Raw genomic sequence first — 16,362 nt, forward strand, 5'->3', positions numbered from 1 at the left:
CGACAATTTATGTGATTTAAGCTAAAGTAATTGCCTCAATAAAATAAATTAACATCACAGGCGGGAGGTCGATTTGATCCCGGACGTATCAAAAGCGCTCTCATGGTTAGAGGCGCACCCAGAAGCACTAAATGGAATTCAACGTGGTATTGAGCGCGAAACATTGCGTGTGTCCCCAACAGGTGCGATAGCAGAAACATTGCATCCAGAAGGGCTGGGAAAAGCTTTAACACATAAATGGATCACGACAGATTTTGCGGAGTCCTTACTCGAATTTATTACTCCTGTAGATAAAAGCATCAGCCATAATTTGGCCTTTCTTCGGGATTTACATCGTTATACTGCGCGCCAACTTAAAAATGAAAGAATGTGGCCGCTCAGTATGCCGTGCTTTATTGAAAGTGAAGATAGAATCACTCTTGCTCAATATGGTTCTTCTAATGTCGGGCGTTTTAAAACCCTGTATCGAGAGGGCTTAAAAAATCGTTATGGTGCGCTAATGCAAACGATAGCAGGGGTGCATTATAACTTTTCTTTGCCAATTGAATTTTGGCAGGCTTGGGCTGGTGTAAAAGATGAAGAAAGCGGTAAAGAAAAAATTTCAGAGGGCTATTTACGTCTGATCAGAAATTATTACCGCTTCGGTTGGGTTATTCCGTATCTATTCGGCGCATCTCCAGCCATTTGTGGCTCTTTCTTAAAGGATAGAGACACAGCGTTATCATTTGATAAAACAGATTGTGGCACCTATTACTTACCTTATGCGACATCACTGCGCATGAGTGACCTAGGCTATACAAATAAGTCGCAAAGTGATCTAAATATTACGTTCAATAAACTGGATGAATATATAGAAAACTTGAAAAAAGCCATTCATAAACCTTCGGCTGAGTTTGAAAAGCTAGGAGTAAAAAAAGATGGCGAATATGTTCAGTTAAATACGAATGTATTACAGATAGAGAATGAGCTGTATGCCCCTATACGGCCGAAACGTGTACCTAAAGGTAATGAATCACCTTCAGATGCTCTAATGCGTGGTGGTATTGAGTATATTGAAGTTCGTTCACTGGATATCAACCCGTTCAGTGCAATTGGGGTAAATGAAACACAAGCTCGGTTTGTTGATCTATTCTTAATATGGTGTGTGCTTGCAGATGCACCTGAAATGAATGCTCAAGAGCTTGATTGCTGTCGCCAAAATTGGAACAGGGTGATCCTTGAAGGGCGTAAACCTGGACAAGTGATTGGTTTTGGTTGTGGTAGTGAAGTCAAACCATTAGTTGAGGTTGGTCAGCAATTATTTAATGATTTAATTCGGGTTGCTGAAGTGCTTGATACTTGTTGTGATGAAAGGTATCAAGAAGCTTGCCACCAGTTTGTTGCCATGTTTGAAGATCCAACACTGACATACTCAGCGCTCGTTATGGATGAGATGTTGGAAAAAGGCATTGGTGGTTATGGGCTAGAATTAGCTGAGAAGTATTTTGAACAGTTAGTTAATGAACCTTATGAAGTGATTACTGAAGAGCAATTTGAACAAGCACGGTTAGCTTCAATTGAGAAGCAAGCAAAGATGGAGCAAAGTGAAACTGAAAGCTTTGAAGACTATCTGCGCATCCATGCAGGACGCTAAAAGAAATGGCCACACTAGGTGGCCAAATAAAAATCTCTTAGAGAATTAGGGATGATAACAAATTGCGCGTCTTTCAATATTTCAGACTCTGCATTTTCAAAATAGTTTCATTTATTTTTAGAAATAATTTTTATATTTTTGAGGAGGTCACAAAATGCCATTATTAGATAGCTTTACTGTCGATCATACTCGCATGTCAGCGCCTGCTGTACGTGTGGCAAAAACCATGAAAACACCGAATGATGATACTATCACAGTGTTTGATTTACGTTTTACCGTGCCAAATGAAGAAGCCATGACAGAGAAAGGAACGCATACTTTAGAGCACTTATTTGCAGGCTTTATGCGTGATCATCTCAACAGTGATGGTGTAGAAATTATTGATATCTCTCCAATGGGCTGCCGTACAGGTTTTTATATGAGCTTAATCGGCCAACCAGAGGAGCAGCGTGTTGCTAATGCGTGGAAAGCGGCAATGGAAGATGTTTTGAAGGTTGAAGATCAAAACAAAATTCCTGAATTGAATGTATATCAGTGTGGTACATATAAAATGCATTCATTAGAAGAAGCGCAACAAATTGCACGTAATGTTCTCGCTTCCGAGATTGGTATCAATAAAAATGATGAATTAGCGTTACCAGCAGACAAACTAGAGCAACTGCACGTCTAGTTATCTATTTTTTAGTTGATCTATATATAAAACAAAAGAGCCAATATCTGGCTCTTTTTAGGTTGTGAGCTAAGAGTGGCAGTTTAAATTAAAGGTCTGGGATTTGGGAGCTAAATGCCAGAGGGGTTATCCTGACTTGCTTAACAATATTTTCGCTCATGACTAATACCTCGATAAGGTAATGGCCTACCACGATTTGCTCTTCAGGTTGAGGGATATCACCTATCACCTCTAATACCATGCCATTAACCGTCCTAGGGCCATCAATAGGGAGATTCCAATCGAATGCCTTATTTAGCTCACGGATATTGGCAGAACCGTCTACAAGTACGCTACCGTCGCTTTGTGGCAAAACCTCTTCAGCTAGTGATGGAGACATAGATGTTGTAAAGTCCCCTACAATTTCTTCTAAGATATCTTCGACAGTAATAAGACCTTGAATTTCACCATATTCGTCAACAATGATGCCTAGCTTTTCTTTGTTATGCTGAAAATTAACAAGTTGAATATTAAGTGGCGTACTATTCGGGATGAAATAGATATTATCAGCTGCTTTAATCAGATTTTGCTTGTTGAACTCGCGTTTTTCCATCATCAAACGATAGGCTTCTCGAACACGCAAAATACCAATGGAATCATCAAGGGAATCACGATAAAGCACTATACGTCCATGAGGTGAATGCGTTAGCTGTCGAATAATTGATTTCCAGTCATCATTTACGTCAATGCCCACAATTTCATTTCTTGGCAACATAATATCGCCAACGGTGACTTTGTCTAAATCCAATATTGAAATCAGCATGTCTTGGTTGCGACGGCTAATTTTATGCTTTGATTCGTTAACAATGGTCCGCAATTCTTCCTTGTTGACGGCATCCGTACGGGCAGTTAGCGACCGTATACCTATACAACGTAACAACAAGGCTGAAATGGTATTAAATGCCAACACAATCGGCATCATAATGACTTGTAGTGGCTTTAAAAGGTAGCTGCTAGGAAACGCAATTTTTTCTGGATACAGCGCAGCGAGTGTTTTAGGCATAACCTCGGCAAATATAAGGATCACAAATGTTAGAATCCCCGTCGCCATTGCTACACCGGCATTGCCGTATAAACGCATGCCGATAATCGTCGCTAATGCAGAGGCGACAATATTGATCAAATTATTGCCAATAAGCACTAAACTTAAGAGTTTATCGGGGTGCTTGAGTAATTTTTCGACGCGGATCGCAGAGCTATTGCCATGTTTTGCTAAATGTTTTAAACGATAGCGGTTTAATGTCATCATCGCTGTTTCGGAAGCAGAGAAATAGGCCGACATAAAAATTAAAACAATCAATATGATGATTAGCGTACTGGTAGACACATCATCCAAAACAAGGTTCCTTATATGAGGCTAATGGTGGTTTAGTTGTCAAAATATTATAAATTCCTGTATAAGGCGGTTACCAAAAAAAGCCATTGTTAAGATAATGGAGCCCCCAACGTGGAAAAACAACACGCGTTTACCCCGCCATCCACCATGGAAATGCCCCCAAAGCAAAGTAATATAAACAAACCAAGCAATAACAGATAATACTGATTTATGGATATTTTCTTTACCAAAAATATTATCCATATAAATAAAGCCTGTGCATAAGGTTAATGTAAGCAAAATCACACCAACCTGAGTGATATGAAACATTTTGCGTTCTACAACCATCATGGGTGGCATATCTGGGCTAAATTTTAAGGTTTTATTTTTTAATTGGTGGTCAATCAACGCCACTTGGAGAGCATATAACGCTGCAATGAGCAACGTTGCATAGCTCAATAAAGCTAAGCCGATATGAACGAATAGAGGGACGCTCGCTTCTAGATGAGTAATAAACTCACCGGGCATGATGGTGGATAACATTAAATTAATGATAGCAAAACTATATACAATCGGAGTTAAGTACCAGGCTTTTCCCCAATAAGCCACAACGGTCATAATCACACACATAAGCAAGCTAACCGCAGAACCTAGATTCAACAGTGTGAGATTTTGCCCCTCGGCCTCACTGAAAATAAGTAATTTCAGTGTTATTGCATGAGTCACTAACGCAATAACAGCAAGCAAAATCGCTAGGCGACGATAGAATGGCTGCTTACGCACTTGACCGGGGACGATCAGTAGCAGACTGACCATGTATGTACAAACTGCTATGACTGCAAATACGGGCATAGTATAGTGTCGTTGTTCTTGGTTAGTGGAAAGTTATTACATAGTATAACTTGTACGGGTGTAGGCTCCAACCATTGGACGGGCTAATCACAGCATATTCGTTGTTGATAGCACTTCATGCGCCAACTGATTTGATTTATCACCATAAATTAGAACCATAATAACCTGTATCATCAGTTTCAAACAGGGGGCAGCGAAAAAACAATGGGCATGTTACAATAGCATAATTATTTTGCCCGAATTATTTTAGCGTTGGTTTTTCTTTCATGATTATGAAAGGATTGATACTTATAATTCAAGTCGTTATAACCAATACACTTGAAATTAGCTGTATTAGCAACCAGATCAGGCTGAGCATCGGCCCATCAACAGAATTGAGCTAAGACATATGTTTGATAATTTAACTGACAGACTATCGCGCACGTTGCGCAATATCAGTGGGCGGGGACGCCTTACTGATGACAATATTAAAGACACATTACGCGAAGTTCGCATGGCCTTACTGGAAGCAGACGTTGCTTTGCCAGTTGTCCGTGAATTTATTCAAAAAGTCAAAGAAAGTGCTGTTGGTCAAGATGTTAATAAAAGCCTAACACCTGGCCAAGAATTTATTAAAATTGTTCAAAATGAACTGACTAGGTCGATGGGGGATGAAAACCATCAGCTTAATTTATCTGCGCAACCGCCTGCGGTAGTCTTAATGGCCGGCTTGCAAGGTGCGGGTAAAACGACCAGTGTTGCCAAGCTTGGTAAGCATTTAAAAGAAAAACAAAAGAAAAAGGTACTGGTGGTCTCAGCTGACGTTTATCGCCCTGCGGCGATCAAACAGCTAGAAACATTAGCTCAATCTGTTGGGGTTGATTTTTTCCCTTCCGATGCACAGGAAAAACCCGCAGCCATCGTACAAAAAGCATTAAAACATGCACAGTTACAATTCTATGATGTGTTGTTAGTGGATACCGCCGGTCGTTTACACGTTGATGAAGCGATGATGGAGGAAATCCAAGAAGTTCACCGCATTATCAAACCCGTTGAAACCTTATTTGTCGTTGATGCAATGACAGGTCAAGATGCGGCAAATACTGCAAAAGCGTTTAATGAAGCATTGCCACTGACAGGGGTTGTATTAACCAAAGTTGATGGGGATGCTCGAGGCGGTGCGGCACTGTCAATCCGTGCTATCACAGGCAAGCCAATTAAATTCTTAGGGGTTGGTGAAAAAACTGATGCCTTAGAGCCTTTTCACCCTGAGCGTGTCGCTTCCCGTATCCTTGGTATGGGGGATGTGATTTCTCTGATTGAAGAGATCGAACATAAAGTTGACCGTGATGAAGCTGAAAAATTAGCGAAAAAGCTAAAAACGGGTGATAGCTTTGATTTAAATGACTTCCTGAGCCAATTAAAGCAAATGCGTAATATGGGCGGCATGGCGAGTATGATGAGTAAAATGCCGGGGATGTCCCAATTACCTGATGCCGTCAAATCGCAAATGGATGATAAAATCACTGTTCGAATGGAAGCGATGATTAATTCTATGACGCGTAAAGAGCGTGAGAAACCGGAAATTATTAAAGGTTCACGTAAACGTCGTATCGCAGCAGGTTCTGGTACAACAGTACAAGAGGTGAACCGCCTCTTAAAACAATTTGATGATATGCAGCGCATGATGAAGAAAATGAAAAAAGGCGGCTTAGCCAAGATGATGCGCGGCATGAAGGGTATGATGCCTCCGGGTTTTCCGGGGCGTTAAACAATAAAGCCTCAAACAAAACGTACTTTTGATTGATTTTTGCGTCAAAGTGAGTAAACTTTTCGGGCTTTTTATATGACAGCCGGACTCTATCCCTCGATGGAGTCTGGTTGTTTTGTTAACTAATGAGGATGTTATGGTAACAATTCGTTTATCTCGTGGCGGCGCTAAAAAACGTCCGTTCTACCAAATCGTTGTAACCGATAGCCGCAATGCGCGTGACGGTCGTTTCATTGAGCGTATCGGTTTCTTCAACCCGATCGCAGCAGGTCAAGCAGAAGAACTGCGTTTAGATCTGGACCGTGTTGAGCATTGGGTTGGCTTAGGCGCAACTATTTCTGACCGTGTTGCACAACTGGTCAAACAAGCTAAGAAAGTAGCTTAATCTGTCACGGTGGTAACAATGAGCAAGCAAACTAAGTTACTGCCACCTGAAAACCCAATTGTATTGGGCAAATTAGGTGCAGCATACGGTATTCGCGGTTGGCTCAAAGTTTTTTCGTCCACCGAACATGCTGAAAGTATTTTTGATTATCAGCCTTGGTTTATCCAACGTTCAGGTCAATGGCAACACATTGAAATTGAAGATTGGAAACATCATAACAAGGATATCATTGTTAAGCTGGGTGGGGTCGATGACCGCGACGCAGCAGCACTCTTGACTAACTTTGAAATTGCGGTGAATTCAACCCAACTTCCTGAGTTAGAAAACGAATACTACTGGAAAGACCTTATGGGTTGCCAAGTTGTTACGTTACAAGGGTATGGCCTTGGTATTGTTACTGACATGATGGAAACTGGTTCAAATGATGTACTAGTTATTAAGGCGAATTTAAAAGATGCATTTGGCATCAAGGAGCGGTTAGTTCCGTTTCTTGATGGGCAGGTTATCAAGAAAGTCGATCTCGATGCCAAACTTATTGAAGTGGATTGGGATCCTGGTTTTTAAATCTCCGGTTGAACGGTTTTGATAAGTGGGACTAAATTATGTGGATTGGTGTAATTAGCCTGTTTCCCGAAATGTTCCGCGCAATAACCGAGTACGGGGTAACTGGTCGGGCAGTGAAAAATGGCCTGCTGACTGTTGAGTGCTGGAATCCTAGGGATTTTACCCATGATAGGCATAAAACAGTCGATGATCGCCCCTATGGAGGTGGTCCAGGTATGCTGATGATGGTTCAACCTTTAAAGGATGCAATCAACACAGCAAGAACTGAGGCCGGTGTTGGTGCAAAGGTTATTTATCTTTCACCTCAAGGGCGCAAATTAAGTCAAGACGGCGTTTGCGAACTAGCAACCAATGAGAAGCTAATTCTTGTTTGTGGTCGCTATGAAGGTATTGATGAGCGTATTATTCAAACCGAAGTTGACGAAGAATGGTCAATTGGTGATTACGTTCTCAGTGGTGGGGAACTCCCTGCTATGGTGTTGATAGACTCAGTCTCGCGGTTTATTCCGGGAGTACTTGGTCATCAAGCTTCTGCACAAGAAGATTCTTTTGCTGATGGCTTGTTAGATTGTCCACATTATACCCGCCCTGAAGTGTTAGATGGCATGCAAGTTCCTGAGGTACTGCTTTCAGGGAATCATGCCAAAATAGATAGTTGGCGCATGAAACAATCACTTGGTCGTACCTGGCTTAGAAGACCTGAGCTTCTGGAAAGCCTAGCTCTGACTGACGAGCAGAGGATGTTGCTGACTGAATTCCAAAATGAATATCAGTCCGAGCAACAAATGAATCCAGACAATTAATTGTCTAAACATATCAGTTTACCTAGGGTAAGAGAGTTATTATGAGCAATATTATTAAACAACTTGAAGACGAGCAAATGAAGCAGGACGTACCTTCGTTCCGTCAGGGTGACACCGTGGAAGTTAAGGTATGGGTCGTTGAAGGCTCTAAAAAACGTCTGCAGGCATTCGAGGGCGTGGTTATCGCTATTCGTAACCGCGGTCTGCACTCTGCATTCACTGTTCGTAAAATTTCTAACGGCGAAGGTGTTGAGCGTGTATTCCAAACTCACTCTCCAGTCGTAGATAGCATTGCTGTTAAACGTCGTGGTGCTGTTCGCAGATCTAAACTGTACTACCTGCGTGAGCGTTCTGGTAAGGCAGCTCGTATCAAAGAGCGTCTGAACGCCAAGTAATACGCTTTCGCTACATCCGAAAGTTATGTTATGAGAGAGGCCCGCAGATGCGGGCCTTTTTATATTTGTCACTATATTCGTCATATTTCAAGTTGTAGCTGTGTTGGCAGCACTCATTCGCACTAGTCACATACTTGTGTATGCTCCTAGCGCCTCATTCCTTTGCCGCCTTGCTACACCTCGAACTATTTAGAATATAGCTGAGAGAGTTTATCTTAAGTCCTAGCTGTGTTGGCAGCACTTATTCGCACTAGTCACATACTTGTGTATGCTCCTAGCGCCTCATTCCTTTGCCGCCTTGCTACACCTCGAACTATTTAGAATATAGCTGAGAGAGTTTATCTTAAGTCCTAGCTGTGTTGGCAGCACTTATTCGCACTAGTCACATACTTGTGTATGCTCCTAGCGCCTCATTCCTTTGCCGCCTTGCTACACCTCGAACTATTTAGAATATAGCTGAGAGAGTTTATCTCAAGTCCTAGCTGTGTTGGCAGCACTCATTCGCACTAGTCACATACTTGTGTATGCTCCTAGCGCCTCATTCCTTTGCCGCCTTGCTACACCTCGAACTATTTAGAACATAGCTGATAATTTACCCCATATGTAAATAAATAATTACACATTGTTTGTTTTTATTTGATTTATTAAAGTATTGAAATGTTAAATTAATGTAAAAATTCAATTTATTCAATATTTTATATTAGTGTAAATAATTTTATACGAAAGTGGAAATATTTTACATAAATGGATTGAATTGTTTACGATGCATGGTATGTTATTAACACGCACTTAATCACAATAAACAAATATAAGCTAATAAGTAGGTAAAAAATGATCATGCAAAAAGATGTACTCAACAATGTGAATATTCAAGATGAGCAGGTATTAATTACTCCTGAGAGTCTGAAACAGAAATATCCGCTGAGTCACAGCAGCCTGCATGCCATTGCGACATCGCGCCAAGTGATTGCCGACATCATTCACCAACGTGATCCTCGCTTACTCGTGGTATGTGGTCCTTGCTCAATCCATGATGTGGATGCCGCTATTGAATATGGTGAGCGCCTGAAAAAATTAGCCGAAGAATTAAGTGATAGCTTATATATTGTGATGCGCGTGTACTTTGAAAAACCTCGTACTACAGTAGGTTGGAAAGGTTTAATTAGTGACCCATTCATGGACGGTTCTTTTGAAATGGAAAAGGGGTTACATATTGCTCGTGATTTATTAACCAGCTTAGTCAATATGGGGCTGCCATTAGCAACTGAAGCATTAGACCCTAATAATCCACAATACTTAGGGGATTTATTTAGCTGGTCTGCAATTGGTGCTAGAACAACAGAATCTCAGACTCACCGTGAAATGGCATCTGGTTTATCTATGCCTGTTGGCTTCAAAAACGGAACTGATGGTAGTTTATCTACGGCAATCAATGCATTAAAAGCTGCTGCTATGCCTCACCGTTTTATGGGGATTAACCAATCTGGTCAAGTGTGTTTATTACACACAAAAGGTAATAGTAATGGCCATGTTATATTACGTGGCGGTAAAAAGCCTAACTATGAAGCTGAAGATATTGCAGCTTGTGAAGTTGAAATGAAAAAAGCGGGCTTAGCACCATCGTTAATGGTGGATTGTAGCCATGGCAACTCGAATAAAGACTACCGCCGTCAGCCACAGGTTGTTGATTCAATTATTGAACAAATTGTTAATGGTAATGAGTCAATTACAGGTATTATGTTAGAAAGCCATATTAATGAAGGTAATCAAACGTCTGAACAAGCACGTGATATGATGAAATACGGCGTCTCTGTGACAGATGCTTGCATTAATTGGCAAACAACAGAAACTGTATTGCGCAATTTGCATCAAGCACTGCTACCAGTGCTAGAACAACGCGCACAAAAACTGAGTAAAGTGAGCTGATCAGGGTATTGGTATGTCTGCTGAATTATCCCATTTACGGGAAAAAATTGATGAGGTTGATAAATCGTTATTAGATTTATTGGCAAAAAGGCTGCAATTGGTTGCTGAGGTCGGTGAGGTAAAAAGCTTACATGGGTTACCAATATACGTGCCTGAACGTGAATCAAGCATGTTAGCTGCTCGTCGTGCTGAAGCTGAGCGAATGGGGGTCCCTCCTGATCTTATCGAGGATATTCTTCGGCGGGTCATGCGTGAGTCCTATGCTCGTGAAAATGATAAAGGGTTCAAAACATTGAACCCATCAGCAGGGCCGATAGTCATTGTCGGTGGCGATGGAAAAATGGGGCGGTTATTTCATCGTCTCCTCACTTTATCGGGCTATCAAGTTAAGTCATTAACTGAAAATGATTGGTCTAAGGCCGAGTCGATTGTCGCGGGCGCTAGTATAGTAATGGTGAGTGTACCTATTCATTTGACGGTTCAAGTGATCAACAAATTACCCAAACTAGACAAAGACACAATCTTAGTGGATATCGCTTCTATTAAGCAGCAACCACTAGACGCTATGTTAGCGGCTCATGATGGGCCAGTATTGGGGCTTCACCCAATGTTTGGTCCTGATATTGGTAGTGTTGCAAAGCAGGTCTTTGCCTATTGTCATGGCCGTGGTGCTGGATCTTATCAATGGTTCCTTGAGCAGCTATTAGTTTGGGGAGCTAGACTGAAAGAAATTTCGGCAAAAGAACACGATAAAAACATGAGCTTTATCCAAGCGTTACGTCATTTTACGACCTTTACGTATGGGCAAAATTTAGCGAAAGAAAATATCGACTTGCAGCAATTGCTTGAATTATCGTCACCTATTTATCGCTTAGAATTAGCGATGGTTGGGCGGTTATTCGCGCAAGACCCGCAGCTATACGCAGATATCATTATGTCTTCTGAAGAAAATGTTGAGTTGATCCGTCGTTACCATCAGTTGTTAGGAAACTCAATTGACTTACTTGAAAGCAAAGATAAAGCGGAATTTATTCGCCAATTTAATCATGTTAGTGAATGGTTTGGTGAAGATGCCCACCATTTTATGAAAGAAAGTCAGTCGTTATTGCAAAGAGCGAACGATAACCGTAAATAATCATTCCTCGCCTTCTATCGTATTTCTTGCGGTAGGAGGCTTTATTTCTTCTGCGAATGCATTGTTATGCCTTACAAATACTAATTTTAGACAATCTAATTCTGATTATTTATTTAAAATAAGTAATTGTACTTACTTCTGTAGTTTCTCTCGAATAATATCCTTAGCTTCTCAAAAAGCAAGTTATCCACTATTTAATTCTAAATTAATCAATTTTTAAAATTGATATTTATAAATCGATCGATTTAAATGATAAAGGTTTGGCTGGCTTTACCGATAACACTAATCATTAAATGATGGCTAGTGTGGTAAACATATGTCTTTTAAGAATCTCAAAATCAGTATGAAGTTAACGATAGCATTTGGCGGGTTTGTTGCGCTTATTATCTTGAGCTCAATATTTTCTTTGGCAAACATGAACCGTGCAAACGAAGGAATGAAGCAGGTGCTTTATGAAAGCTATCCAATTGCATCGACCGCAGGGCAAATGATGGATAACTTTTATTCTTTTATTGGGATACAAGAGCTTATTTTGCTTGATGATAGAGGTAGCGATAAACGTCGTGAAGAACTCTCTAAAATTACACTTAAGATAACGGAGTTACTGGAAAAACTGGAAAGTAGTGTAACGGATGATCGTTCTAAAGAAATATTGGCCGATCTACGGGGAATTCGTCAGCAATTCCATGCATCACAAGCCCGTATGAATGCATTCTTGCAGCAAAATAATCGCCAAGCTGCAATTGATGAAATGATGACAAAAACCTCTAGTATTCAACGCGAATACCGTGAGCAAATTCAGACGCTAATGGCTATTCAAGACCTACAAATGCAAGAGATCGGTCGTAATGTGAATGCTGACTATGAAAGTAATAAGATACTGCTTGCGGTATTGTCGCTCTTCAGTATTGGGATTGGCTGTGTAGTTGGTTGGTTTATTACTACCATTATTACTCGCCCTCTAGAAAATGCAGTCCATTTTGCTCAAGCCATAGCAAGCGGCGATTTAACTAAAGATATGCAAGTAACCTCAAAAGATGAAACTGGTGTGCTGCTGCAAGCACTCAACGACATGAAGGGGCGTTTGTTAGAAATTGTCCAAGAAGTTCAACAAGGTTCGGAGAGTATTTCGGCTGCGGCAGGGCAAATTGTTGCAGGAAACCAAAATTTAGCGTCTCGTACAGAAGAGCAAGCTGCATCTGTTGAAGAAACCGCGAGCTCAATGGAACAAATTACTTCAACAGTCCAAAACACAACAGAGCATACTCACGAAGCAAGTATGTTGGCTGATCAAGCCGCAATCATAGTACAAAACAATGGTGATATGATGAGTCAAGTAACTAATAAAATGCGGGCTATCAATACATCATCGTTACAAATGACAGAAATTATTAATCTGATTGATTCAATTGCATTTCAGACAAATATTTTGGCATTAAACGCCTCAGTTGAAGCCGCTAGAGCAGGGGAGCACGGCCGTGGTTTTGCTGTCGTCGCTGGCGAAGTCAGGCTGCTAGCTCAAAAAAGTGCGGCATCAGCTAGTGACATTCGCGAGCTTATTGAAAATTCTTCATCCCAAACTCAAGACGGTATGGATTTAGTTGAAAAAGCCACTGATCAAATTTATGGAATGATTGACAGTGTAAAAGAGATGAACACATTACTACGAGAAATTGGCCAAGCGAGCCGAGAACAAAGTGATGGGATTGCACAGATTAATAGTGCTGTCGGGCAACTTGATTTAACAACGCAGCAAAACGCTAGCTTGGTAGAGGAATCTGTTGTGGCAGCAGACTCATTAAATGAGCAGGCATTCCACTTAAAAGGACTAGTGAATTACTTTAAAATAAAAGCTATTAATTAGTACAATAGAATCGTTGCAAATCTGATGATAAGGCTGCACAACTACCTGTGCAGCCAACGTATTTTGATATAGACAATTAAGGTGTGATCTTTTCTGGCTCAACGGGGACAACATTCTCTGATGGGTAACAACCCAATACTTTTATTGAGCGTGTAATTGCTGATAGCTCTTTTAAAGCTTGTTGCATATTTTCTGAACGCAAATTAGCGTGCACATCAACGTAAAACATCTCTTCCCAAGGTTTACCGTTAATTGGGCGAGATTCTAATTTACTCATTATTATCTGATTGTTTTTTAGAATAACCAGTGCATCAACTAAAGCACCTGCTTGTTGACCTGTAGTCATTAATAACGTGGTTTTAGCAGGAACTTGTTCTGTTACTTCAATCGGTTGTGGAGCGACTACAATAAAACGGGTCATATTTATCTGTTGATTGGCAAGGCTATGCTCTATTACACTTAAATTATATAAAGCCCCCCCAGCTTCACTGCCTAGCGCCGCGACGTTAGGTAAATTTTGTTCTGCTACCATTTGCATCGCAGTGGATGTGCTGTCGCAATATTTAATCTTCCAGTGGGGGTATTGTGCTAAATATTGACTACATTGTTGGAATGGTTGCGGATGACTATACACCGTATCAATTAAGCTTAAATCAGTATTGCCCGTTGTTAAAAGGCAATGGTTAATTGGTAGTCGAATTTCGCCAACAATTGATAATGTTGTATTCTGCAGTAAATCGTAAACATCATTAATTGCACCGGAACTGGTGTTTTCTATCGGTAAAATACCGTATTCAGCTTGCCCACTTTCAACCAATGAAAATATATCTTGGAATTTATGACAACTACATTCAACTAGTTGATCAAAATGGCGTGCAGAGTATTGACGAGCGGCGATGTGTGAGTAAGAACCTTTAGGGCCTAAAAAAGCAAACCTAGCCGTATCACTTGGCGTTAGATTTAAATGTTTTTGTAAAATGGCTTGTTGTGTGAGAACCGAGTCCTCGATAATCATCTGAAATAGACGAGTAATATAAAACCCGTCTAGTCCAAGGGGTTTGCCTTTATTAATCAAAACATCAAGGAGTTGGCGTTCGCGATCTTTATCTCGAATGGGGCGGTTATCATCAATCTTTGTTTCTGCCACTTCAACGGCATAACCACGACGTTTTGCCAAAAGGCCAAGTAATTCACTATCCAATTGGCTGATTTTCTCTCTTACTTTCAGTAGATTATTACTGTTATCCATTCTGCCCACCCTGTAAATATCATGATATAAAAAAGCCCCCTAGCTGGGGGCTTTCTAATCTTGTCTTCTTTTTTTCTCGAACGACAAAAGCCCCTTATTTAAGAGTCACTAAAAAAGAAGAAAAAAAAGACAAAATTAAGATTCATCTGCAACACCTATTATTAGACCTGTATTAAATAGACCCGATACTTAATAAGATGTCAATAAAAAAGGTTAAGAACACAAAAAAACGCGCCTATAGTAGGCGCGTTTACAAGGTTCAAGATAAGTTGATAGATAATATAAAATTATAACGTAACGAGGTTCGCTTCTTTTACACTATTGTTGGCTCTTCTTGATTCTCCTTTATGTTGCACTTTATTAAGTTGTCTTTCGAGTTTGTTAATTAGTTCATTAATTGCAACGTACATATCTTCATGTTTGGCGCTTGCGACCAGTTTACCTGTCGCTGTTTTTATGTTTGCATCAACCATGAAACCTTGTGGCTCTTTTGATAACACTACGTGAGTGTTAATGAGTGAGACTTGCCACTTATCAAGTTTTGTTAGACGGTTCTCAATGTGCTCGCGAATTGCTGGGGTAATATCCATTTGTTTGCTAGTAATGTTCACTATCATATAGTTACCTCTCATTGTTTCCGTCTTTGATGAGTCCAGAATACCTATTATCTCTAATAAAAAATTGATATAGATCACATCTAATTAAGGGGAGGGAGTCGGTACATTTGAAGTGTGATTTCACGTATAAAAGGGGTGAAAAAGCATTGCCAAAATGAGTAGATTAAGACAAACTGGTTAAGTTGGCTATCGATACGGCAAATAGTCGGAACTTTTTTTGGGTTAAAATTAAGCCAATGAAAGTATTGTTAGTCTCAAAATAGCAAACAAAGAAAAACAGCAGCCAAGGCTGCTGTTTAAGATTACTCGGTTATATTATTGTGGGTTTGCTGCAATAATATTCGCAACCTTAGTCGCTTCTTGATTTAACCCCATTTCTTTATAAGCAATTTCCATGTATGCCAAGGCATTACGTGTTGCTTCTGTGTCTGGGTAATCTTTTAGCATCTGTTGGACACGGTTAACAACCGCGACATAAGCCCCGCGTTTGTTGTAGTATTCAACCACGGAAAGGTCGAATTTCGCTAAGCGGTCTTTTAAGTAGACTAAACGCTTACTCGCATCATTTGAGTATAAACTGTTAGGATAGTAGCGAACTAATTGGCTAAAGTCCTTAAATGCAACGCGTGCATGTTGTGGATCTCTATCTGAGCGGTCGATACCAAAGAGCCCTTGCAGTAAACTATCATCTAATGCCATAGCAGTAAGACCACGCATGTAAAGGACGTAGTCAATATTTGGGTGAGTTGGGTTCAAACGCATGAAACGGTCAATCGCAGCTATCGCCATTGGCAGCTCTGCTGATTTATAATATGCGTAAATGAGGTCTAATTGGACCTGCTGAGCATATGGACCAAATGGATAACGGTTATCGAGTGCTTCAAATTGTTTGATAGCAGCTTTAAAGTTGCCGTCCTGTAATTTTTGCTGACCCGTACTATAAATTTCAGCTGGGGAGCTATCAGGACTGACTTCATTGTTACTGGAGCAGCCGACTAAGACCAGACTTAACGTGGCAGCGGCCACCAGATTTTTCATACGTATCATCACGTGTAGGTTATCCTCTGAGTGTTTCGAGGGAGACTATCCATAAGGCTCCCGGCAAAATTCGAGTTACAATAGCATATATTTTAAATGAAACGGCTGTGCCGTCAAAATACAAACA

General features: G+C 40.5%; 15 protein-coding genes and 1 other annotated feature. Of the genes, 10 read left to right on the plus strand and 5 right to left on the minus strand.

The genetic code is table 11. The annotated features are described in order from the left end of the window. Positions 1 to 73 precede the first annotated feature (73 nt). Positions 74 to 1,633, plus strand: a complete 1,560-nt coding sequence (gene gshA / locus RB151_RS05025) for a glutamate--cysteine ligase (RefSeq protein ID WP_042848687.1) — start codon at positions 74 to 76, stop codon at positions 1,631 to 1,633. Between the two features lie 154 nt (positions 1,634 to 1,787). Next, complete coding sequence (luxS, locus tag RB151_RS05030; RefSeq protein WP_042848686.1) at positions 1,788 to 2,303, plus strand: S-ribosylhomocysteine lyase; 516 nt, start codon at positions 1,788 to 1,790, stop codon at positions 2,301 to 2,303. Positions 2,304 to 2,391: 88 nt separating this feature from the next. On the opposite strand, the gene RB151_RS05035 is transcribed toward luxS, so the two are convergent. Together RB151_RS05035 and RB151_RS05040 are read right to left on the minus strand one after the other, a co-directional pair. Beyond that, complete coding sequence (locus tag RB151_RS05035; protein WP_042848685.1) at positions 2,392 to 3,678, minus strand: CNNM domain-containing protein; 1,287 nt, start codon at positions 3,676 to 3,678, stop codon at positions 2,392 to 2,394. A gap of 39 nt (positions 3,679 to 3,717) precedes the next feature. After that, positions 3,718 to 4,509 carry a cytochrome C assembly family protein gene (locus RB151_RS05040; RefSeq protein WP_042848684.1) on the minus strand — a complete coding sequence of 264 codons (792 nt, stop codon included), beginning with the start codon at positions 4,507 to 4,509 and terminating at the stop codon, positions 3,718 to 3,720. Positions 4,510 to 4,897: 388 nt separating this feature from the next. On the opposite strand from RB151_RS05040, the gene ffh reads away from it, so the two are divergent. From ffh to RB151_RS05080, 8 genes are all read left to right on the plus strand, one after another. Further along, positions 4,898 to 6,259 carry a signal recognition particle protein gene (gene ffh / locus RB151_RS05045; RefSeq protein WP_042848683.1) on the plus strand — a complete coding sequence of 454 codons (1,362 nt, stop codon included), beginning with the start codon at positions 4,898 to 4,900 and terminating at the stop codon, positions 6,257 to 6,259. 136 nt (positions 6,260 to 6,395) lie between these two features. Next, positions 6,396 to 6,644 (plus strand): 30S ribosomal protein S16, encoded by a 249-nt coding sequence (gene rpsP, locus RB151_RS05050; RefSeq protein WP_042848682.1) that lies wholly within the window; start codon positions 6,396 to 6,398, stop codon positions 6,642 to 6,644. Positions 6,645 to 6,662: 18 nt separating this feature from the next. Then, positions 6,663 to 7,208 (plus strand): ribosome maturation factor RimM, encoded by a 546-nt coding sequence (gene rimM / locus RB151_RS05055; protein ID WP_042848681.1) that lies wholly within the window; start codon positions 6,663 to 6,665, stop codon positions 7,206 to 7,208. A gap of 38 nt (positions 7,209 to 7,246) precedes the next feature. Beyond that, a complete protein-coding gene (trmD, locus tag RB151_RS05060; protein ID WP_042848680.1) occupies positions 7,247 to 8,011 on the plus strand; it encodes a tRNA (guanosine(37)-N1)-methyltransferase TrmD in 765 nt (254 codons plus the stop codon). A 41-nt stretch (positions 8,012 to 8,052) separates the two neighbouring features. Continuing rightward, positions 8,053 to 8,406 (plus strand): 50S ribosomal protein L19, encoded by a 354-nt coding sequence (rplS, locus tag RB151_RS05065; protein ID WP_042848679.1) that lies wholly within the window; start codon positions 8,053 to 8,055, stop codon positions 8,404 to 8,406. A gap of 831 nt (positions 8,407 to 9,237) precedes the next feature. Continuing rightward, complete coding sequence (locus RB151_RS05070; RefSeq protein ID WP_042848677.1) at positions 9,238 to 10,332, plus strand: 3-deoxy-7-phosphoheptulonate synthase; 1,095 nt, start codon at positions 9,238 to 9,240, stop codon at positions 10,330 to 10,332. A gap of 13 nt (positions 10,333 to 10,345) precedes the next feature. Continuing rightward, positions 10,346 to 11,467 (plus strand): bifunctional chorismate mutase/prephenate dehydrogenase, encoded by a 1,122-nt coding sequence (gene tyrA, locus RB151_RS05075; RefSeq protein ID WP_042848676.1) that lies wholly within the window; start codon positions 10,346 to 10,348, stop codon positions 11,465 to 11,467. Between the two features lie 316 nt (positions 11,468 to 11,783). Then, complete coding sequence (locus RB151_RS05080; RefSeq protein WP_071547821.1) at positions 11,784 to 13,331, plus strand: methyl-accepting chemotaxis protein; 1,548 nt, start codon at positions 11,784 to 11,786, stop codon at positions 13,329 to 13,331. A gap of 76 nt (positions 13,332 to 13,407) precedes the next feature. Here RB151_RS05080 and pheA read toward each other — a convergent pair whose 3' ends face one another. The 3 genes from pheA to bamD all read right to left on the minus strand — a co-directional run bounded on the left by pheA (position 13,408) and on the right by bamD (position 16,244). After that, entirely contained in the window at positions 13,408 to 14,580 is a 1,173-nt protein-coding gene (gene pheA, locus RB151_RS05085; protein ID WP_042848674.1) for a bifunctional chorismate mutase/prephenate dehydratase, read from the minus strand. Between the two features lie 25 nt (positions 14,581 to 14,605). Then, positions 14,606 to 14,727: a sequence feature (Phe leader region), on the minus strand. A gap of 140 nt (positions 14,728 to 14,867) precedes the next feature. Continuing rightward, positions 14,868 to 15,197, minus strand: a complete 330-nt coding sequence (raiA, locus tag RB151_RS05090) for a ribosome-associated translation inhibitor RaiA (RefSeq protein WP_042848673.1) — start codon at positions 15,195 to 15,197, stop codon at positions 14,868 to 14,870. A gap of 315 nt (positions 15,198 to 15,512) precedes the next feature. Further along, a complete protein-coding gene (gene bamD / locus RB151_RS05095) occupies positions 15,513 to 16,244 on the minus strand; it encodes an outer membrane protein assembly factor BamD (RefSeq protein WP_042848672.1) in 732 nt (243 codons plus the stop codon). Positions 16,245 to 16,362 lie beyond the last annotated feature (118 nt).

This window comes from Providencia rettgeri, from assembly GCF_001874625.1.
In the GTDB taxonomy this organism is placed as follows: domain Bacteria; phylum Pseudomonadota; class Gammaproteobacteria; order Enterobacterales; family Enterobacteriaceae; genus Providencia; species Providencia huashanensis.

Bases quoted from the DNA above. Each gene is read 5' to 3' on its own strand.
- RB151_RS05040 (WP_042848684.1), bottom strand. From the start codon at position 4,509: ATGCCCGTATTTGCAGTCATAGCAGTTTGTACATACATGGTCAGTCTG.
- trmD (WP_042848680.1), top strand. From the start codon at position 7,247: ATGTGGATTGGTGTAATTAGCCTGTTTCCCGAAATGTTCCGCGCAATA.
- RB151_RS05070 (WP_042848677.1), top strand. From the start codon at position 9,238: ATGATCATGCAAAAAGATGTACTCAACAATGTGAATATTCAAGATGAG.
- raiA (WP_042848673.1), bottom strand. From the start codon at position 15,197: ATGATAGTGAACATTACTAGCAAACAAATGGATATTACCCCAGCAATT.
- tyrA (WP_042848676.1), top strand. From the start codon at position 10,346: ATGTCTGCTGAATTATCCCATTTACGGGAAAAAATTGATGAGGTTGAT.
- rpsP (WP_042848682.1), top strand. From the start codon at position 6,396: ATGGTAACAATTCGTTTATCTCGTGGCGGCGCTAAAAAACGTCCGTTC.
- ffh (WP_042848683.1), top strand. From the start codon at position 4,898: ATGTTTGATAATTTAACTGACAGACTATCGCGCACGTTGCGCAATATC.
- pheA (WP_042848674.1), bottom strand. From the start codon at position 14,580: ATGGATAACAGTAATAATCTACTGAAAGTAAGAGAGAAAATCAGCCAA.
- rimM (WP_042848681.1), top strand. From the start codon at position 6,663: ATGAGCAAGCAAACTAAGTTACTGCCACCTGAAAACCCAATTGTATTG.
- RB151_RS05080 (WP_071547821.1), top strand. From the start codon at position 11,784: ATGTCTTTTAAGAATCTCAAAATCAGTATGAAGTTAACGATAGCATTT.
- rplS (WP_042848679.1), top strand. From the start codon at position 8,053: ATGAGCAATATTATTAAACAACTTGAAGACGAGCAAATGAAGCAGGAC.
- bamD (WP_042848672.1), bottom strand. From the start codon at position 16,244: ATGATACGTATGAAAAATCTGGTGGCCGCTGCCACGTTAAGTCTGGTC.
- luxS (WP_042848686.1), top strand. From the start codon at position 1,788: ATGCCATTATTAGATAGCTTTACTGTCGATCATACTCGCATGTCAGCG.